Origin of the sequence: Xanthobacter sp., assembly GCF_041911315.1 — a bacterium.
In the GTDB taxonomy this organism is placed as follows: Bacteria; Pseudomonadota; Alphaproteobacteria; order Rhizobiales; family Xanthobacteraceae; genus Xanthobacter; species Xanthobacter aminoxidans.
Map to the genome: position 1 here is coordinate 84965 of NZ_JAYRPE010000034.1, position 18391 is coordinate 103355.

Consider the following 18391-nt stretch of genomic DNA (forward strand, 5'->3'; position numbering starts at 1 on the left):
TCTCCCCGACCTGTTTCACGGCCACTATTGGACCCGCGCCTTCGTTGACGCTCTTGATATGCTAATATATTAGTATGGAAGACCTCGCAAGAGCGGGCAGGCTGCCGGGGGAGGCTGGAACGGTGGTGGTGACGGGGGCGGATCTCAGGCGCAGGCCGGCGCTTCGCAGCGAGAATGTCCGTGCGGTGCCGGCATCCTCGCGCATCCACGCCGCCCTGCGCGACGACATCGTGGCCATGACCCTACCGCCCGGCGCGCCGCTGCAGGAAAAGCAGATCGCCCTCGCCTACGGCGTCAGCCGCACGCCGGTGCGCGAGGCCATCCTGAAGCTCGCCGACGAGCGCCTCGTGGATATCTTTCCCCAGTACGGCACCTTCGTCTCACGCATCTCGGTGCCGGAAGTGCGCGACGCCATGATCATCCGCAACGCGCTGGAACGCACCAGCGTGCGCGAGGCGGCCGCCCATGTGGCGACGCTGCCGGAGAAGGCGCGGCGGGTGGCGATGGCGCCGCTCCTCGCCACCCTGCGCCAGCAGCGCGCCGCCCACCGCGCCGGGGCGCTGGCAGAGTTCCACGCCGCCGACGAAGCCTTCCACCAGATCATCGCCGAGCTTGCCGGACACCCCAACATCTGGCGTGTCATCCGGCAGGAGAAGGCGCACGTGGACCGCTGCCGCCTCCTCACTTTGCCCTCCCCTCAGCGCCGCGCCAGCGTCATCGCCGAGCACCAGATGGTGGCCGATGCCATCGGAGAGGGGGATGCGGACGGGGCGGAAAAGGCCATGGCGGCCCATCTCGGCCGGGTCATCCCCAGCGTCGAAGATCTGGGCGCCGCCCATCCCGATTATTTCGAGGCGGAAGGCGCGCCCGCCGATGCCGTGAACGCGAGGTGAGTTCCGTGTCCAGCCTCCTCCATCCCGATCGCCTGCTGCCCGCCGATCCGTCCGTGCGCGCGGTGGCCCGCCGGCTCTATGGGGAGGTGGAGGCGCTGCCCATCGTCTCGCCCCACGGCCACACCGATCCGCGCTGGTACGCCTTCAACGAGAACTTCCCCGATCCCGCGCGGCTGTTCGTGGTGCCGGACCACTATGTGTTCCGGATGCTCTACTCACAGGGCATCCCGCTGGAAAAGCTGGGTGTTCCCCGTGCGGACGGCGGCGAGACGGAGCAGGACGGCCGGGCCATCTGGCGGCTGTTCGCGGCCAACTACCACCTGTTCCGTGGCACCCCCACGCGGGCATGGCTGGACCACGCCTTCGCCACCCTGTTCGGCCTTGAGGAGCGGCTCAGCGAGCGGAACGCGGATGCCGCCTACGACCTCATCGCCGGGAAGCTGCAACAGGAGGCGTTCAAGCCCCGCGCTTTGTTCGAACGCTTTAACATCGAGGTGATCGCCACCACCGAGAGCCCGCTGGACGACCTTTCCGCCCATGCGGAAATCCGCGCCAGCGGCTGGAGCGGGCGGGTGGTGACGGCCTATCGCCCCGATCCGGTGGTGGACCCGGAGTTCGAGGGCTTCACCGCCAACCTGCGCCGGTTCGGCGAGATCACCGGCGAGGACACCTTCTCCTGGACGGGCTATCTCGCCGCCCACCGCAAGCGGCGCGCCTTCTTCAAGACCTTCGGCGCCACCTCCAGCGACCACGGCCACCCCACCGCCGCGACCTTCGACCTGCCGCCGCACGAGGCCGAGGCGCTGTTCCGCCGTGTCACCGGCAATGCACCCGTGAGCGCGCAGGATGCCGAGCTGTTCCGCGGCCAGATGCTCACCGAGATGGCGCGCATGAGCCTGGAGGACGGGCTGGTGATGCAGATCCATCCCGGCGCCATGCGCAACCACAACGGCCAGATCTTCGCCCGCTTCGGCCGGGACAAGGGGGCGGACATCCCCTCCCCCACCGAATATGTGCGCGCGCTGAAGCCGCTGCTGGACCGCTTCGGCAACGAAGCCGGCCTTACCATCATCCTCTTCACGCTGGATGAGACGAGCTATGCCCGGGAGCTGGCGCCGCTGGCCGGCCATTACCCGGCGCTGCGGCTCGGCCCGGCGTGGTGGTTCCATGACAGCCCGGAGGGCATGAAGCGCTTCCGCGCCATGACCACCGAGACCGCCGGCTTCTACAACACCGTGGGCTTCAACGACGACACCCGCGCCTTCCCCTCCATCCCCGCCCGGCATGATGTGGCGCGGCGCATCGATTGCGGCTTCCTCGCCGAACTCGTCTGCGAGCACCGGCTGGATGAGGACGAGGCGGTGGAGGTGGCGCGCGATCTCGCCTACGGCCTCGCCAAGAAGGCCTACAAGCTTTGAGCCCCCGGCTCTCGCTTTCCACCCTCGCCGACCTGCCCGCCGCCGTCGCCCGCCCGGCCTACGATATCGCGGCGGCGGAGGTGGGGGTGGTGCATCTGGGCGTCGGCGCCTTCCACCGCGCCCATCAGGCGGCCTATCTCGACGCCATCCTCGCGCGCGGGCACACGGGCTGGTCGATCTGCGGCGCCAGCCTGCGTTCGCCCGACACCTCCGACGCGCTCGATCCTCAGGATGGGCTCTACACCCTCGCCGAACGCTCGGGCGCGGGGGACAAGCTGCGCGTCATCGGATCGCTCCGTCGGCTGCTGGTGGCGCCGCGCGATCCCGAGGCTTTGCTCGTGGCCATGTGCGATCCGCGCGTGCGCATCGTCACCCTCACCGTCACCGAGAAGGGCTATTGCCACGATCCCGCCTCGGGCACGCTGGACGAGGCGCACCCGGACATCCGCGCCGATCTTGCCAATCCTCACCGTCCGGTGAGCGCGCCCGGTTATCTGGTGGAGGCCCTCGCCCGCCGCCGCGCCGCCGGCATCGCCCCCTTCACCGTCCTCACCTGCGACAATCTCCCCGCCAACGGCAAGACCGTGGCGCGGGTGACGGCCGGCCTCGCCGCCCTGCGGGACGATGATCTCGGCCGCTTCGTCGCGGGTGAGGTCGCTTTCCCTTCCACCATGGTGGACCGCATCGTGCCCGCCACCACGGACGACGACCGCGCGCTGGTGGCCGCCGGGTTGGGGATGGAAGATGCATGGCCGGTGATGGCCGAGCCCTTCACCCAATGGGTGGTGGAGGACCATTTCCCCCTCGGCCGGCCGCCTCTGGAGGAGGTGGGGGTGGAGCTGGTTTCGGACGTGGAGCCGTTCGAGCACATGAAGCTGCGCCTGCTCAACGGCGCCCATTCCACCCTCGCCTATCTCGGCTATCTCGCGGGCCACGCCACCATCGCTGAGACCATGGCGGTGCCCGCCTTCGCCCGGCTGGTGGCGCGCCTTCAGGATGAGGAGGTGACGCCCACGCTGCATCTGCCCGCGGGTGTCGATGTGGCCGCCTACAAGCGCGCGCTTCGGGAGCGGTTCGCCAATCCGGCGCTCAGGCACCGCACGTGGCAGATCGCCATGGACGGCTCGCAGAAGCTGCCCCAGCGCCTCGTTGCTACCGCCCGCGACCGGCTGGCAAAGGGTGCGCCCATTCCACTGCTCGCCCTCGGCGTCGCCGGCTGGATGCGCTACGTGACCGGGCGGGACGAACAGGGCAAGGCCATCGACGTGCGCGACCCCCTCGCTGCCCGCCTGAAGGCGCTGGCGGACGAGGCCGGCCCCGATGCGGCGCGCCTCGCGCCGGCGCTTCTCTCCGTGCGCGAGGTGTTCGCCGACCTGGGCACCGATCCGCGCTTCGCCGACGCGGTGCAGGATGCCTTGGGCCGGCTCACGGCGCGCGGGGCTGCGGCGACGGTGGAGGACATGGCGGGCGGGTGAAGCCCGCGCGGCGACGGTCAGAGACCGGGGCCGAGGGCACACGAGGCGCCCGCGCCGCTCAGTGCTTGTTGTTGGAGAGACTGTCCGACCAGGCCAGCACCAGGCTCGATCCCACGAACACCATGTGGATGATGACCAGCCACATGAGCGTGTTCTCGCTCATGTTCCCCTTGTCGAGGTTCATGAAGGCCTTGAGCAGCTGGATGGCGGAGATGGCGACGATGGAGGCCAGCAGCTTCTGCTTGAGGCCGGTGAAGTCCACCCGCGTCATCCAGTCCGGCCAGTCGGGGTGGCCGTCGGGATCGATCTTCGACACGAAGTTCTCGTAGCCGGAGAAGATGACGATCACCACGAGGTTGCAGGTGAGCGTCAGGTCTACCAGAGCGAGGATGCCGAGGATGATGTCGCTCTCGGTGGCCGAGACCGCGTGCAGCACGAAGTGCAGCAGCTCGTGGCCGAACTTGAACAGCAGCACCAGCATGCCCACGACGAGGCCGACATAGAAGGGCGCGAGAATCCAGCGGCTGCGGAACAAAATCCCTTCGATCACCCGCTCGATCATCCCTCACCCCCGCTTTCCCCCGGCGCATGATGCACCGCAACGAGCCGCGGCAAGGGGTGCCACGGCGCGCGCGCGAGGGCAAGCGGGCAAATTCGGCAGGCGCGGCCCCCGGAAGGGTGTGCCTTACTCCTTCACCGCTCCGGTCATGGACGAGACGTAATAGTCCACGAAGAAGGAATAGAGGATCACCACCGGCAGCGAGCCGATGAGGGCGCCGGCCATCAGCGATCCCCACTCATAGACGTCCGACCGCACCAGCTCGGTGAGCACGCCCACCGGCACGGTCTTGTTCTCCGACGACTGGATGAAGGTGAGCGCGTAGATGAACTCGTTCCACGACAGGGTGAAGGAGAAGATGCCCGCCGAGATCAGCCCCGGAACCGAGAGCGGCAGCAGCACCTTGATGAGGATCTGCCAGCGCGAGGCGCCGTCCACCAGCGCGCACTCCTCCAGCTCGAACGGGATGGAGCGGAAATAGCCCATCAGCAGCCAGGTGGAGAAGGGCACGAGGAAGGTGGGATAGGTGAGGATCAGCGCCAGCTTGGTGTCGTAGATGCCGAGGCCGAACACCATGATGGCGAGCGGGATGAACAGGATGGAGGGCGGCACCAGATAGGCGAGGAAGATGCCGAGACCCACCCAGCGCGAGCCGTTGAAGCGCAGGCGCTCGATGGCATAGGCCGCGAACACGCTCGTCACCAGCGAGATGACGGTCGCCGCCACCGAGATGTAGACCGTGTTCCACAGCCAGTGGGGATAGGAGGTCTCGAACAGGAGATACTTGATGTGCTCCAGCGTCGGCTCCACCACCCAGAGCGGGGAGTAGTTGTTGTAATCGGTGAGCTGGAAGTTCGGTTTGATGGCGGTGATGGCCATCCAGTAGAACGGGAACAGCAGCACGAAGACAAAGACGATGAGCGGCAGGAAGACGGTGACGACCCGCCGGGGCAGGCTGTCGAGATAGCTCATGCCCGTGGAATTGTCGGTCATCTCAACGGGTTGGGGCTGGGCCATGGGGGTCCTCGCAGAATTGGGGGGCGGCGCGCGGGGCTTTGAGGGCGGGCTCAGTCGGCCCCGCCCTGCTGCCACTTGCGGCGCTGCAGGCCGAAATAGCTGAACAGGATCGCCGCCAGCAGGAAGGGGATCATGGCCACGGCGATGGCCGCGCCCTCGCCCAGCGAGCCGCCGGGAATGGCGCGCTGGAAGGAGAGCGTCGCCATGAGGTGGGTGGAGTTCAGCGGGCCGCCGCGGGTCAGCACGTAGATCAGCTGGAAGTCGGTGAAGGTGAACAGCACCGAGAAGGTCATCACCACCGCGATGATCGGCGAGAGCATGGGCAGCGTGATGTAGCGGAAGCGCTGCCAGTTGGTGGCGCCGTCCAGCGTCGCCGCCTCGTGCAGCGAGGGCGAGATGGTCTGGAGGCCCGCCAGCAGCGAGATGGCGACGAAGGGAATGCCGCGCCAGACATTGGCCGCGATGACCGAGGCGCGGGCGTTGGTGACGTCGCCGAGGAAGTTGATGGGCGCGGAGATGAGCCCCATCTTGATGAGCGCCCAGGAGATGATCGAATACTGGCTGTCGAAGATCCACCAGAAGGCGATGGCCGAGAGCACGGTGGGCACCACCCACGGCAGCAGCACCACGGCGCGGAAGAAGGCCTTGAACGGCAGGTTCTCGTTGAGCAGCAGCGCCAGCCACAGGCCGAGGCCGAACTTCAGGATCGAGGCGGCGATGGTGTAGAGGAGCGTGTTGAACACCACCAGCCAGAACAGGCTGTCGCCCCAGAGCGATTCGTAGTTCTCGAGGCCGATGAACACGCCCTCGCGGCCGATGCGCGTGTCGGTGAAGCCGAGCCACACGCCGAGGCCGAGGGGATAGGTGAGGAAGAACAGCAGGAAGACGGCCGCCGGCACCATGAAGGCGATGCCGAGTACGTGCCGGCCCTGACCGATGCCGGCCCAGAAGGACCGTTTGTGGGTCGGCTCAGCCGCTGCGACGTTGGCCATGAATGGGTCTCCGGAAGCATTTTGACGAGCGCCTCCCGACCGGGAGGGAAAGCCCCTCTCCCCTTGCGGGAGAGGGTGGATCGCGGCGCAGCCGCGAGACGGGTGAGGGGTTTGCTCCCCCCACCCCGCATCGGCCCTCACCTCCAGCCCTCACTCGCGAGTTGAGAGGGGAGGAGGATGAAGGCGTCAGTCCCGCCTCAGCGGTAGATGCGCTCGGCGCGCTGCTGGGCGCGCTTGGCGGCTTCTTCCGGGGTGCGCTGGCCGGTGGCGGCTTCCGCCACCATGTCCACGACGATCCAGTCGGCCATGGCCGCGGCCGACTTCGGCCCGAGCGGACCGGCGTAGCCGTTGGGCTGCAGCGTCTCGGAGGCGAGCGCATAGGCGGCGTGGATGGGCTTGGAGGTCCACACCGGATTGTTGGAGAAGCTCTTCAGCGTCTGGCAGCAATAGGCGCTCGCGCCGGTCAGCCAGGCATTGTACTGGTCGGCCTGGAACATGAAGGCGAGATAGGCCTGCGCCGCCTTGGGGAACTTCGAATACTTGAAGATGCAGGCGGTGGTGGTCTGGTGCAGTTCCACCTTCTTGCCGACGGGACCGACCGGGAAGTTGGTGGACTTCATGTCCGCCGCCATCTCGGCGAGCTTGGGGTCGTTGGCGGCCGCGTAATAGACCGACACGCCGTTCGCCGTCACCGACAGGTCGCCGGCGATGAAGGCGCGGTTGTTGTTGACGTCGAGCCAGCTCTCGGTGCCGGGGATGAAGGTCTTGTACAGCTCGGCCACGTATTTCAGGCCGGCGACGGTCTCCGGCGAGTTGATGACCACCTTGCCGCTCTCGTCCACCATCTTGCCGCCGTGGCTCCACAGCACCCAGTGGCAGAAGTTGTTGCCGTCACCCACGCCATGGCCCAGCGTGAAGCCCATGGGGTGGTTGTTGGCCTTGAGCGCCTTGCCGAGTTCGAGAAGGCCCTTGGTGTCCTTCGGGAATTCGGAGAAGCCCGCCTGCTTCACCCAGCTGTCGCGATAGACCACCGCGTTGCCGATGGTGGCGAGCGGCAGGCCGACGAAGCGGCCCTTGACCGTCGCATAGGCCGCGCAGGCCGGATAATAGCCGCCATACTGCTTGGCGAGGCTGTCGGCGAGGTCGGTCACGTCGAGCAGCTTGTCGGGATACTGCTGGGCGTCGTCGAACCACACCCACACGATGTCAGGGCCGGAGCCCACGTTGGCGGCGACGGCGGCCTTGGGACGGATGTCCTCCCAGCTCTCCTTGTCGATGCGCACCTCGATGCCGGTGGCCTCGGTGAACTTCTTGGTGTTGGCGATCCAGGCGTCTTCCTCGCCCTTCACGAACGGCGACCAGCGCAGCAGGCGCAGCGAGGCGCCGGCCTCCGGCTCGAACTTGGCGACAGCCTGGGCGATGGCCTCCTTGGTGGAGAGCATGGGCAGGGCCATGGCGCCGGCCGCAAGGCCCGCGCCGCTCATGAGAAGGTCACGTCTGGAAATGGTCATTGGTCTTCCTCCCGTGAAGCGTTTCCTCGAGGATGGGCCGTTTCGGACGACAGTCTCGAACGGTCTTCTTTCCCCCTGATCGTACCGAAGCCCGGCACGGTACCGGACCTTGTCAGAGGCGACTGCCGGTCGCCTCGTCAAAAAGATGTGTGAGGCCCGGCTGCGGCGCGATGCGGATCGTCTCGCCGGGGCTGAAGCTCAGCCGCTCGCGGAACAGGCAGGTGATCTCCTGCGCCGCGGCCCCCTCGCCCAGACGGGCGACGACCAGGATCTCCGAGCCGGTGGGCTCGGTGACGACGACCTGCGCCGGCACGCCCGCGGGATCGAGGCGGATGTGCTCGGGGCGCAGGCCGTAGACCACCTTCTGGCCGTCGGAGAGACCCTGCGCATCCGGCAGGGGAACCTCGACGCCGCTGTCCGTCACCAGCATGGGATTGGCGCCGAGCCGCACCTTGCCCTTGACGAAGTTCATGGAGGGCGAGCCGATGAAGCCGGCGACGAACTGGTTGGCGGGCCGGTCGTAAAGGTCGAGCGGGGCGCCGATCTGCTCCACGATGCCGTCGTGCATCACCACGATCTTGTCGGCCATGGTCATGGCCTCGATCTGGTCGTGGGTGACGTAGACCGTGGTGGTCTTCAGCCGCTGGTGCAGTTCCTTGATCTCGGTGCGCATCTGCACGCGCAGCTGGGCGTCGAGATTGGAGAGCGGCTCGTCGAACAGGAACACCTGCGGATCGCGCACGATGGCGCGGCCCATGGCGACGCGCTGGCGCTGGCCGCCGGAGAGCTGGCGGGGGTAGCGGTCGAGCAGCTTGGTGAGGTTGAGGATCTCGGCGGCGCGCTGGACCCGGCTCTCGATCTCGGACTTCGGGGCTTTGCGCAGCTTCAGCGAGAAGCCCATGTTGTCCGCGACAGTCATGTGCGGATAGAGCGCGTAGTTCTGGAACACCATGGCGATGTCCCGTTCCTTCGGCGGCATCTCGTTGATGACGCGATTGCCGATCAGGATTTCGCCACCGGAGATGTTTTCGAGGCCGGCGATCATGCGCAGCAGCGTGGACTTGCCGCAGCCCGAGGGGCCGACCAGGACCACGAACTCACCGTCGCGGATGTCCACGTCCACGCCATGGATGACCTGCGTCGACCCATAGGCCTTCTTCACACCGCGAATGTCCACGGTCGCCATGCAGCGTCCTCTCCCCTCGCCGTTTCCTCGTGCCGCGCGGGGGCCCTTGAGGACCTTGCCCGATGCAGCCGCACCATTCTTGGGCCGGAACAGACCTCCGGCCGGGCGCCCCTTCCGGAACGCGGCGCGATCATGGTGCGAGGCGAGAACGGGATCAAGAGGAAATTTAAAACGATTGAAGCTCCATTGGACGAAGGTCTGATATGGGGCTAGAGATACCCCTCCCGCCGAGGGGATGGCCGCTTCCGGCCGTGCTCTGCGGGCTCCGGCGCGGGTTCAGGGGGCGGCGCTCCCGCCGGCCCGCCGGTGACATTTCCATCCGTTTTTCCTGCCCAGCCGCCATAGCGGAGACTTGCGATGACCGGATCTGCCATGACCGATGCCGCCCGCCCGGCCCTTCTCCTCACCGGCTCCGTGATGGAGGAGGTCGTCGAGCGCCAGCTTTCCGGCCGCTTCACCCTCGTGCCGCTGGACGCCCTGAACGACAGCAATGCCGGCGCGGTCGAGGCCATCGCCACCCGCGGCAAGGTGAAGGTGGACGACGCGCTCATGGCGCGCCTGCCCAACCTGAAGATCGTTGGCAATTTCGGCGTCGGCTACGACACGGTGGACGCGGCGGCGGCGGCGAAGCGCGGCGTGATCGTCACCAACACGCCGGACGTGCTGAACGAGGAGGTGGCCGACCTCACCCTCGGCCTGCTGCTCGCCACCGTGCGGCAGATCCCCCAGGGCGACCGTTTCGTGCGCTCGGGACAGTGGACCAAGAGCGCCTTTCCCCTCGGCCCCACCCTGCGCGACCGCACCGTGGGTATCCTCGGCATGGGCCGCATCGGCAAGGCCATCGCCAAGCGGCTGGAGGCCTTCTCCGTGCCCGTCGTCTACCACAGCCGGCGGCCGCAGGCGGACGTGGCATATCGCCATTATCCCGACCTCGTGGAGATGGCACGGGCGGTGGACGTGCTGGTGGCGATTCTTCCCGGCGGACCGGCCACGCGCCACATCATCAATGCCGAGGTGCTGGCGGCGCTCGGCGCCAACGGCATCCTCATCAACGTGGCGCGCGGCACTGTGGTGGACGAGGCGGCGCTGCTCTCAGCGCTCCAGTCGAAGACCATCCTCGCCGCCGGCCTCGACGTGTTCGAGGACGAGCCCAACGTGCCCGAGGCCTTCTTCGCCCTCGACAACGTGGTGCTGCTGCCGCACGTGGGCTCCGCCACCCACTACACCCGCGCCGCCATGGGACAATTGGTGGTGGACAACATCCTCTCCTTCTTCGACGGCAAGGGGCCGCTGACCCCCGTCGCCGAGACGCCCTGGCCGCGGGGCTGACCTGCAACGCCCCCAGGCGGCGACGCGCCGGTTCTCGCGCCGGCGCGCGTACCTGATGATCCCCTGCCCGCGCGGTGCTAAACTCGCAGCGCGACGCGGCGGGGCGACCGGGGCGCGGGTCGTCGTGGAGGGCAGCATGGCGCATCTGAACGATTTTCCGCGGATTCAAACGCGCCGCGGCGCGTTGTGCCGCGTGGTTGCCACTCCCCTTCTTGCCACTCCCCTTCTTGCTGCCCCTCTCCTTGCCGCCCCGCTTCTTGCCGGCCTGATCGCCATCGCGCCTGCGTTCGCCCAGAAGGCCGATCCGGCCGCGAAGCCCCCGGCCTCCGCCACCGCGGCGCCGAAGCTCGATCCCGCCGTGCGTGAGGCGGCGGCCCGCATGGCCGCGCCGCTCCGGCTCTCCAGCGCCGACGGCGCACGCGGCTGCGCCTTCGCCCTGAAGCCCGACGCCGCCGGCCCCGGCCTCGCGGTGGAGTTCGACCGGCCCGCCTGCGCCGACATCGGCTTTTCCGCGCAGGTCGTCGCCTGGCTGCCCGATCCCTCCGGCTCCATCCGCCTTCTCAATGCGCAGGGCCGCACCGTCGCCGAGTTCACCGAGGGCACCGAAGGCAGCTACGAGGCGCTGCGCGAAGGCGACGGCGTCTATTTCCTCGCCAACCCCGCCGTGGCCGAAGGCACCGAGCTGAAGCCCGAGGAAGTGGTCGGCGACTGGGACCTCGCCCGACAGGTGGGGACGCCCGTGTGCCGGGTGACGTTCCTCGATTCGCCGGCCAAGGGCGGCGGGTTCCGCCTGAGCATCGCCAGCGGCTGCGATGCGGCCCTGCTGCGCTTCGGTCCCACCGCGTGGGACATCGAGGGCGGCAACATCCTCGTGCGCGGCGAGGGCGGCGCCTCTGTCATCCGCTTCGCCCGGCAGGAAGACGGCGGCTGGGCCCGCACGCCGGAACGCGGGCGCCCGCTGCTGATGACGCGCCCCTGACACTCGGACATCGGCCCCGACCTCGCGCCGGGGCAGCCTCCGCGGTCGGCCCCTATGGCCGGCCCGCGCGAGCTCCGAGTCACGCCCATGAGTCACCCGTGTGACGGGCCCTGTGATCGGAAAGCGTCACCTCGCCGGATTATAATACCATTTCCATGGCCTTTTTGAGGCGCCCGCCCCCTTTCCCGGCACATCATTTTCCTGGCAGGAACGGGCCGCCGTACCGTTTCGGGACAGTGCGTTGCAACCATGCAACAGCAGAATCCAGCAATTGCAACGGTTTGCCTAAAGCGGATGCAATCGCTGCCTCAAATTTCGCATTGGACTTGAAGCCGCGACCTGATTTTTATCATTCCAGATCGCTGCGGGGAAAACCGTTATGAACAAGATTGCAGTCGTGGCCGCTTCCATGCTCCTGGCCGGAGCCGCTTCCGTGGGTGCCGCCGGCGCCGCGGACCTGAGCTCTCCCATGCCCGTGAAGGCCGCTCCGGCGCCTGAGGCTCCCCTGTGGGACGTGGCGTTCGGCGTGAAGCTCGGCACCGACTACGTGTTCCGCGGCATCTCGCAGACCGACGGCAACCCCACCGTTCAGGGTTATGCCGAGCTGCGCCTGTTCGACTGGGTCTACGCGGGCATCTTCGCCTCGAACGTGGACTTCCCCCCGATCAACCAGTTCGGCGGCTTCACCGGCCTGACCGACGCCTCGGCTGAGATCGACCTGTACGGCGGCCTGCGCCACACCTGGGGCGCCTTCACCGCTGACGTCGGCTTCGTCTACTACTACTATCCCGGCGAGATCGCCGTGAACTCGCTCGGCGCGGGCATTCCCTCGGTCAACATCGACTACTGGGAAGTCTACTTCAAGCCGACCTACGTCTTCAACGACGTGTTCACCGTCGGCGCCAACCTCTACTACACCAACAGCTACGCGGGCTCCGGCTCCACCGGCACCTACCTGTCGGGCACTGCCAAGATCGACTTCACCAAGTGGAGCCCGGTCAAGGACGTGGGCTTCTACATCTCGGGTGAGCTCGGCTATCAGTGGCTCGGCCAGACCGACCTCGGCAACATCTTCGTCGCCAACTACGAGCTGCCCTCCTACACCACCTGGAACGTGGGCGCCGCCTTCACCTACAAGGCCGCCACCCTCGACCTGCGCTACTACGGCAGCACCCTCACCTCCAGCCCGTCCTACGTGTCCGGCGTCGGCTTCGCCTCCATGGGCACCTGCGGCGTGATCTCGGGCCTGAAGAACGTCTGCGGCGACCGCTACGTGGCCAGCCTCTCCTTCGACACCTCCTTCCTCGCCCTCAAGTGAGGTCGGCCGGGTCGCCTGACCCGGGTCGAGACAGAACAAAGGCGTCGCGCTCTGCGCGGCGCCTTTTTCTTTTGGCACAAGGGCTCAGGACGGCCATTGCAGCCACACGCCGTCATGCTCCGGCGCGTCCGGGGCATCCACCGGTCCGCACGGGCGGTGCCGGGTCTCGACGTGGCACCCCGACCGCGCCGCGGATCGCCCGCACGAGGCGGGCGATGACGGTGCCGAATATCCTCCCGGTGCTCCCCTGCCCTCGCCGCCCCTACCGCCCCGGCAGCACCAGCACGGTGCGGGTCTTGGGCAGGGTCTCCCGGCTGAGCAGCACGAACGGCTCGGCGGAGGGCTGAACCGTCCATTCCTGCCCCAGCCGAGCGAGGAAGCGCTCCAGCCCGTACTGGCTGAAATAGTGCATGGGGATCACCAGCGGCGCGTTGATGGATTTCAGCACCTCCACCATGCCTTCGAGATCGAGCGTGTAGGAGCCGTCCACCGGCGCCAGCACCACGTCGATGCGGCCCAGCGCCTCCAGGTGGTCCTTGGTCAGAAGGTGGTGCAGGTGGCCGAGATGGGCGATGCACACGCCCGCCACCTCGAACACGAACATGGAATTGCCGTCATATTCGGTCCCCGCCCCACGGCGGATGTTGGTGGGGACGTTGCGGATCCACACGTCCTCCACCGTCACCTCATGGTGCGCCGGCGCCCCGTCCCGCCCCCAGCCCTTCAGCACATATTCGATGCCGGGGTCAGGCGCGTCCGTGTAGTGGGTGTCGTGGGCGTGGTTCATGGTGACGATGCGCGGCACCAGATTCGCCCGCACGTAATCGTTGTAATCCGTGACGATGCTGACCCCGGCCGGGCTCTCGATGAGGAAGCTGGCGTGGCCGATGAAGGTCAGGTGCACCGGCCCCGTGGCCTCCGCGAGCCGCAGCATGGCGGCATCCAGCGCCGCGAGCCGCACCTTGGGCCGCTCGGCCACCATGCGCGGGCACTTTTCCGGCTGCGCCAGCGCGGTCCCTGCCGACAGCGCCAGCCCCCCGAAAGCAGACGCGGCGAGGAGCGCGCGCAGCCTTCCCCAGCGGCAGTTGGCAGCCACGGCATTCGGCATTGCGGCGAAGGCAGGGGACGACATGGCGGCTCCCATCGGTCGCGCCCGCCCCGCTCCGCGGACATGGGCGGCGGCGAGGGGTGCTCGGATGTTCCGGCGAGATGCGGATGACACGATTGTGCCGTGTTGCGCCGCCCGCGCAATGTCGTCGCACGTAACGCCAGCGTGAGCCGCCCTGCCAGCCCCGCGCCGGCCGTGCGATCACGCCGCGCGACGCCCCCCATGGACCTTGCGCCCCGGATCGGCAATCGTGCGCCGCGGCGGCGACGGAGGCTGTTCGGGCCGCCCGGACGAAAGGGGAGGCTTCACAATGTCTTTCAACATGGTCATCGTTCAGCCGGCGGTCGCGCTGATTGCAGGCGTCCTGATCCTCGCCTTCCCGCGACTTCTGAACGTGCTGGTCGCCATTTACCTCATCATCGTGGGCGTCACCGGCCTCATGGGGCACTGATCCGCGACGGCTTCAGAAGGGGCCGCGCAGGAACGGCCGTCCGATTGCCCAGTTGATGCTTTGTGCGCTGCACGTTAAAGCATCCCGCCACTCTGCATAATCCCAAACGGGGCCAACCCACATGACGAAATGGGTCTACACCTTCGGCGACGGCAAGGCCGAGGGCAAAGCCGACATGAAGAACCTTCTCGGCGGCAAGGGCGCGAACCTCGCCGAGATGTCGAACCTCGGCCTGCCCGTCCCTCCCGGCTTCACCATCACCACCGAGGTGTGCACCTATTATTACGCCCACGGCCAGACCTATCCGGCCGAGCTGAAGGGCGAGGTGGAAGCCGCGCTCGCCCAGGTGGGCCAGCTCACCGGCAAGTCGTTCGGCGATGCGTCGAACCCGCTGCTCGTCTCGGTGCGCTCGGGCGCCCGTGCCTCCATGCCCGGCATGATGGACACGGTGCTGAACCTCGGCCTCAACGATGCCACCGTGGACGCGGTGGCCCGTCTCGCCGACCGGCGCTTCGCCTATGACAGCTACCGCCGCTTCATCACCATGTATTCCGACGTGGTGCTCGGCGTGGACCACCACCATTTCGAGGAGATCCTGGAGCACTACAAGCTCCAGCACGGCCACACCCTCGACACCGACCTCTCGGCGGACGACTGGGCGGCCCTGGTGGTGAAGTACAAGGCGAAGGTCGAGTCCGAGCTGGGCAAGCCCTTCCCGCAGGACCCGCACGAGCAGCTCTGGGGCGCCATCGGCGCCGTCTTCTCGTCCTGGATGAACGCCCGCGCCATCACCTACCGTCGCCTGCACTCGATTCCCGAGAGCTGGGGCACGGCGGTGAACGTGCAGTCCATGGTGTTCGGCAACATGGGCGAGACCTCGGCCACCGGCGTCGCCTTCACCCGCAATCCCTCCACCGGCGAGAACGCGCTCTATGGCGAGTTCCTGGTGAACGCCCAGGGCGAGGACGTGGTGGCGGGCATCCGCACCCCACAGGACCTCACCGATAAGGCCCGCAAGGCCGCCGGCTCCGACAAGCCCTCCATGGAAGTCGCCCTGCCCGACGCCTTCAAGGAGTTCGAGCGCATCTCGCATGTGCTCGAGAACCACTACCGTGACATGCAGGACCTCGAGTTCACGGTGGAGAAGGGCAAGCTCTGGATGCTCCAGACCCGCTCCGGCAAGCGCACCGCCAAGGCGGCCCTGCGCATCGCCGTGGAGCTGGCGGCGGAAGGGCTCATCACCGAGCAGGAGGCCGTCGGCCGGGTCGATCCCGCGGCGCTGGACCAGCTTCTCCACCCCGCCATCGACCCCAAGGCCGAGCGCAAGGTGATCGCCACGGGCCTGCCCGCCTCGCCGGGCGCGGCGGCCGGCGCCATCGTGTTCTCGGCGGATGAGGCCGAGGCGTGGAAGGAGCAGGGCCGCAAGGTCATCCTCGTCCGCGTCGAGACCTCGCCCGAAGACATCCACGGCATGCACGCCGCCCAGGGCATCCTCACCGCGCGTGGCGGCATGACCTCCCACGCGGCGGTGGTCGCGCGCGGCATGGGCAAGCCCTGCGTCTCCGGCGCCGGTGCGCTGCGCATCGACAATGCCGCCCAGACGCTGACGGTGAACGGCCAGACCTTCAAGAAGGGCGACCTCATCACCATCGACGGCGGTACCGGCCAGGTGCTGGCGGGCGAGGTGGCGATGCTCCAGCCGGAACTCTCCGGCGAGTTCGCGACCCTGATGGGCTGGGCCGACAAGGTCCGCAAGCTCAAGGTCCGCGCCAATGCCGAGACCCCGGCGGACGCCCGCATGGCCCGTTCGTTCGGCGCCGAGGGCATCGGCCTGTCCCGTACTGAGCACATGTTCTTCGACGCCGGCCGCATCCTCGCCGTGCGCGAGATGATTCTCGCCGACGACGAGGCCGGCCGCCGCTCGGCGCTGGCCAAGCTCCTGCCCATGCAGCGCGACGACTTCGTCGAGCTGTTCGAGATCATGAAGGGCCTGCCGGTCACCATCCGCCTGCTTGACCCGCCGCTGCACGAGTTCCTGCCGCACACGGCGGAAGAGACGGCGGAGGTGGCGAAGAGCCTCGGCGTGGACATCGAGCGGGTGGAGCGGCGCTACAAGGAGCTGCACGAAGTGAACCCGATGCTCGGGTTCCGCGGCTGCCGCATCGCCATCGCCTTCCCCGAGATCGCCGAGATGCAGGCCCGCGCCATCTTCGAGGCGGCGGTCATCGCCGCCAAGTCGACCGGCGAGGCGGTGGTGCCCGAGGTGATGGTGCCGCTCATCGCCACCAAGGCCGAGTTCGACATCGTGGACAAGGTGATCCGCGACACCGCCAAGGCGGTGGAGCAGGAGACCGGCGCCACCCTCACCTTCCAGGTGGGCACCATGATCGAGCTGCCCCGCGCCGCGCTGCGGGCGGAGGAGATCGCCAAGGGCGCCGAATTCTTCTCCTTCGGCACCAACGACCTCACCCAGACCTGCTTCGGCGTGTCCCGCGACGACGCCGGCACCTTCCTCGGCCCCTATGTCCAGAAGGGCATCCTGGAGGTGGACCCCTTCGTCTCCATCGACGTGGACGGCGTGGGCGAGCTGGTGAAGATCGGCGTGGAGCGCGGCCGCAAGTCGCGTCCCGACATCAAGCTCGGCATCTGCGGCGAGCACGGCGGTGATCCGGCCTCGGTGGCCTTCTGCCATGAGGTGGGGCTCAACTACGTCTCCTGCTCGCCCTTCCGCGTGCCGATCGCCCGCCTTGCGGCGGCGCAGGCTGCGCTGAAGAAGTGAGCCGCCTGTCGCCACGCGATTAAACCCGCGCGGCGCCTGAGCGTGCCCCTTGGCCTCGGTCGAACACCGGGGCCGACGGCAAGATCCTGAAAAGGCCGCCTCCGGGCGGCTTTTTTGTGCGCTGCCCACGTCATTCGCGAGCGTGGCCGGAACCGTTGGCCTGCTGTACCGTTTCCTCCGCGCCCCCACGCGAGCGGGGCGGTATATCGGAGGGACACCATGCAAGAGGCGCAAGTGGGCTGGATCGCCGCCATCATCATCGGCGGCTTTGCCGGGTGGTTCGCCTCCATGTTCATGAAGAGCGACACCGGCCTCTTCACCAACATCATCCTCGGCATCATCGGCGCCGCCATCGCCAGCTTCCTGTTCGGGCTGCTGGGCGTGGGCTTCGCCGGCTGGCTCGGCTATCTCGTCGCCGGCTTCGTGGGGGCCTGCATCCTCATTGCCGGCGCACGGGCGGTCAGAGGCTGACCGCCCGGCCCTGACCGGCGCTCACTGCACGAAGGTATTCACCAGCGTGCCGATGCCGGCGATCTCGATCTCGATGGTGTTGGTCGGCTCCTTCATGGTGCCGACCCCCACCGAGGTGCCGCAGGCGATGAGATCGCCGGGGTTCAGGGTCATTTCCTTCGAGAGGAGCGACACCAGCAGCGCCGGCGGGAAGATCATGTCGGCGAGCGGGTAGTTCTGCCGCTCCTGCCCGTTGAGGATGGTGCGCACGCGCGCCGCGGCGGGGTCGAAATCCGTCACGATCCACGGACCGAACGGGCCGTAGCCGTCGATGCCCTTGGCCCGCGCCCACTGGGGGAAGGTCGGGTCGCGATTGAGGATGTCGGCGGCGGTGATGTCGTTGACCACCGTGTAGCCGAAGATGCCGGCCGCGGCTTCCGCTTCGGACACGTTGGTCAGCGTCTTGCCGATGACGATGCCCAGCTCGCCCTCATAGACCGTCTTGCCCTCATAGGACGCCGGCCGGCGCACCACCGAGCCGGGCGCGGAGACGGAGGTGGTCGCCTTCAGCAGATAGAGCGGCTCGGCGGGCTCCGCCACCTTCAGCTTGGCCGCCAGCTCATGGAAGTTGTTCCACAGCGCGACGATCTTGGAGGGGGCGCACGGCGCCTCCAGCGCCACGTCGGCGAGCTTCACGGTCGCGCCGGTCGCGGTGGCGCCGGTGAACATGCAGCCCTCGTGCACGGCGATGGTGTCGCCCTGAAGCGTGCCGAAGCCGGTCTTTCCGTCGGCGGCGAAGCGCAGCCAGGTGGTCATGGGTGTTTCCTCTGGTGATTGTTTGGGGGCGAGCCGCCCTCGTGCCTCGGCCGACTGCAACGAAGTGGAAGGAGAGCTGTGGCCCAGCGCAAGGACCTCGCCGAAGGCGG

General features: G+C 67.9%; 16 protein-coding genes. 9 read left to right on the forward strand and 7 right to left on the reverse strand.

The window, feature by feature from the left end; all coding sequences use genetic code 11:
- Positions 1 to 128: 128 nt before the first annotated feature.
- The 3 genes from ACE3QW_RS11390 to ACE3QW_RS11400 are packed head-to-tail and all read left to right on the forward strand — an operon-like array spanning position 129 to position 3786.
- Positions 129 to 893, forward strand: coding sequence for a GntR family transcriptional regulator (locus tag ACE3QW_RS11390; protein ID WP_374251605.1), 765 nt, complete (start codon positions 129 to 131; stop codon positions 891 to 893).
- Between the two features lie 5 nt (positions 894 to 898).
- Positions 899 to 2311: a glucuronate isomerase gene (uxaC, locus tag ACE3QW_RS11395; RefSeq protein WP_374251606.1), complete on the forward strand. Its 1413-nt coding sequence runs from the start codon at positions 899 to 901 to the stop codon at positions 2309 to 2311.
- The gene (locus ACE3QW_RS11400; protein WP_374251607.1) at positions 2308 to 3786 is read left to right on the forward strand and encodes a mannitol dehydrogenase family protein; all 1479 of its coding nucleotides are present in this window, start codon (positions 2308 to 2310) and stop codon (positions 3784 to 3786) included. The genes uxaC and ACE3QW_RS11400 overlap by 4 nt, the downstream gene beginning before the upstream one ends.
- A gap of 58 nt (positions 3787 to 3844) precedes the next feature.
- Here ACE3QW_RS11400 and ACE3QW_RS11405 read toward each other — a convergent pair whose 3' ends face one another.
- The 5 genes from ACE3QW_RS11405 to ACE3QW_RS11425 all read right to left on the reverse strand — a co-directional run bounded on the left by ACE3QW_RS11405 (position 3845) and on the right by ACE3QW_RS11425 (position 9051).
- The gene (locus ACE3QW_RS11405) at positions 3845 to 4348 is read right to left on the reverse strand and encodes a TIGR00645 family protein (RefSeq protein ID WP_374251608.1); all 504 of its coding nucleotides are present in this window, start codon (positions 4346 to 4348) and stop codon (positions 3845 to 3847) included.
- Between the two features lie 123 nt (positions 4349 to 4471).
- Complete coding sequence (locus tag ACE3QW_RS11410; RefSeq protein WP_029555259.1) at positions 4472 to 5362, reverse strand: carbohydrate ABC transporter permease; 891 nt, start codon at positions 5360 to 5362, stop codon at positions 4472 to 4474.
- Positions 5363 to 5412: 50 nt separating this feature from the next.
- Positions 5413 to 6264 carry a carbohydrate ABC transporter permease gene (locus ACE3QW_RS11415; protein ID WP_374251619.1) on the reverse strand — a complete coding sequence of 284 codons (852 nt, stop codon included), beginning with the start codon at positions 6262 to 6264 and terminating at the stop codon, positions 5413 to 5415.
- A 287-nt stretch (positions 6265 to 6551) separates the two neighbouring features.
- On the reverse strand, positions 6552 to 7865 hold the full coding sequence (locus tag ACE3QW_RS11420) for an ABC transporter substrate-binding protein (protein ID WP_029555260.1): 1314 nt from the start codon (positions 7863 to 7865) through the stop codon (positions 6552 to 6554).
- Positions 7866 to 7977: 112 nt separating this feature from the next.
- Positions 7978 to 9051, reverse strand: a complete 1074-nt coding sequence (locus ACE3QW_RS11425) for an ABC transporter ATP-binding protein (protein ID WP_374251609.1) — start codon at positions 9049 to 9051, stop codon at positions 7978 to 7980.
- Positions 9052 to 9408: 357 nt separating this feature from the next.
- Here ACE3QW_RS11425 and ACE3QW_RS11430 point away from each other — a divergent pair, with 357 nt between their 5' ends.
- The 3 genes from ACE3QW_RS11430 to ACE3QW_RS11440 all read left to right on the forward strand — a co-directional run bounded on the left by ACE3QW_RS11430 (position 9409) and on the right by ACE3QW_RS11440 (position 12677).
- The gene (locus ACE3QW_RS11430; protein WP_374251610.1) at positions 9409 to 10380 is read left to right on the forward strand and encodes a 2-hydroxyacid dehydrogenase; all 972 of its coding nucleotides are present in this window, start codon (positions 9409 to 9411) and stop codon (positions 10378 to 10380) included.
- A 193-nt stretch (positions 10381 to 10573) separates the two neighbouring features.
- On the forward strand, positions 10574 to 11359 hold the full coding sequence (locus ACE3QW_RS11435; RefSeq protein WP_374251611.1) for a protease inhibitor Inh/omp19 family protein: 786 nt from the start codon (positions 10574 to 10576) through the stop codon (positions 11357 to 11359).
- Between the two features lie 379 nt (positions 11360 to 11738).
- The gene (locus tag ACE3QW_RS11440) at positions 11739 to 12677 is read left to right on the forward strand and encodes a TorF family putative porin (protein WP_250167181.1); all 939 of its coding nucleotides are present in this window, start codon (positions 11739 to 11741) and stop codon (positions 12675 to 12677) included.
- A 262-nt stretch (positions 12678 to 12939) separates the two neighbouring features.
- On the opposite strand, the gene ACE3QW_RS11445 is transcribed toward ACE3QW_RS11440, so the two are convergent.
- Positions 12940 to 13809, reverse strand: a complete 870-nt coding sequence (locus ACE3QW_RS11445) for an MBL fold metallo-hydrolase (RefSeq protein WP_374251612.1) — start codon at positions 13807 to 13809, stop codon at positions 12940 to 12942.
- A gap of 286 nt (positions 13810 to 14095) precedes the next feature.
- Here ACE3QW_RS11445 and ACE3QW_RS11450 point away from each other — a divergent pair, with 286 nt between their 5' ends.
- From ACE3QW_RS11450 to ACE3QW_RS11460, 3 genes are all read left to right on the forward strand, one after another.
- Positions 14096 to 14236: a DUF3096 domain-containing protein gene (locus ACE3QW_RS11450; RefSeq protein ID WP_081762717.1), complete on the forward strand. Its 141-nt coding sequence runs from the start codon at positions 14096 to 14098 to the stop codon at positions 14234 to 14236.
- Between the two features lie 121 nt (positions 14237 to 14357).
- Positions 14358 to 17015, forward strand: coding sequence for a pyruvate, phosphate dikinase (gene ppdK, locus ACE3QW_RS11455; RefSeq protein WP_374251613.1), 2658 nt, complete (start codon positions 14358 to 14360; stop codon positions 17013 to 17015).
- A gap of 219 nt (positions 17016 to 17234) precedes the next feature.
- A complete protein-coding gene (locus ACE3QW_RS11460) occupies positions 17235 to 17486 on the forward strand; it encodes a GlsB/YeaQ/YmgE family stress response membrane protein (protein WP_024280333.1) in 252 nt (83 codons plus the stop codon).
- Positions 17487 to 17507: 21 nt separating this feature from the next.
- Here the strand turns inward: ACE3QW_RS11460 and ACE3QW_RS11465 are convergent, their stop codons facing one another.
- Positions 17508 to 18281 (reverse strand): fumarylacetoacetate hydrolase family protein, encoded by a 774-nt coding sequence (locus ACE3QW_RS11465; RefSeq protein WP_374251614.1) that lies wholly within the window; start codon positions 18279 to 18281, stop codon positions 17508 to 17510.
- Between the last annotated feature and the right edge of the window lie 110 nt (positions 18282 to 18391).

What these genes read in the sequence shown, in the direction of transcription:
- ACE3QW_RS11405 (WP_374251608.1), bottom strand. Translation starts at nt 4,348, where the DNA reads ATGATCGAGCGGGTGATCGAAGGGATTTTGTTCCGCAGCCGCTGGATT.
- ACE3QW_RS11410 (WP_029555259.1), bottom strand. Translation starts at nt 5,362, where the DNA reads ATGGCCCAGCCCCAACCCGTTGAGATGACCGACAATTCCACGGGCATG.
- ACE3QW_RS11415 (WP_374251619.1), bottom strand. Translation starts at nt 6,264, where the DNA reads ATGGTGCCGGCGGCCGTCTTCCTGCTGTTCTTCCTCACCTATCCCCTC.
- ACE3QW_RS11420 (WP_029555260.1), bottom strand. Translation starts at nt 7,865, where the DNA reads ATGACCATTTCCAGACGTGACCTTCTCATGAGCGGCGCGGGCCTTGCG.
- ACE3QW_RS11425 (WP_374251609.1), bottom strand. Translation starts at nt 9,051, where the DNA reads ATGGCGACCGTGGACATTCGCGGTGTGAAGAAGGCCTATGGGTCGACG.
- ACE3QW_RS11430 (WP_374251610.1), top strand. Translation starts at nt 9,409, where the DNA reads ATGACCGGATCTGCCATGACCGATGCCGCCCGCCCGGCCCTTCTCCTC.
- ACE3QW_RS11440 (WP_250167181.1), top strand. Translation starts at nt 11,739, where the DNA reads ATGAACAAGATTGCAGTCGTGGCCGCTTCCATGCTCCTGGCCGGAGCC.
- ACE3QW_RS11445 (WP_374251612.1), bottom strand. Translation starts at nt 13,809, where the DNA reads ATGTCGTCCCCTGCCTTCGCCGCAATGCCGAATGCCGTGGCTGCCAAC.
- ACE3QW_RS11450 (WP_081762717.1), top strand. Translation starts at nt 14,096, where the DNA reads ATGTCTTTCAACATGGTCATCGTTCAGCCGGCGGTCGCGCTGATTGCA.
- ppdK (WP_374251613.1), top strand. Translation starts at nt 14,358, where the DNA reads ATGACGAAATGGGTCTACACCTTCGGCGACGGCAAGGCCGAGGGCAAA.
- ACE3QW_RS11460 (WP_024280333.1), top strand. Translation starts at nt 17,235, where the DNA reads ATGCAAGAGGCGCAAGTGGGCTGGATCGCCGCCATCATCATCGGCGGC.
- ACE3QW_RS11465 (WP_374251614.1), bottom strand. Translation starts at nt 18,281, where the DNA reads ATGACCACCTGGCTGCGCTTCGCCGCCGACGGAAAGACCGGCTTCGGC.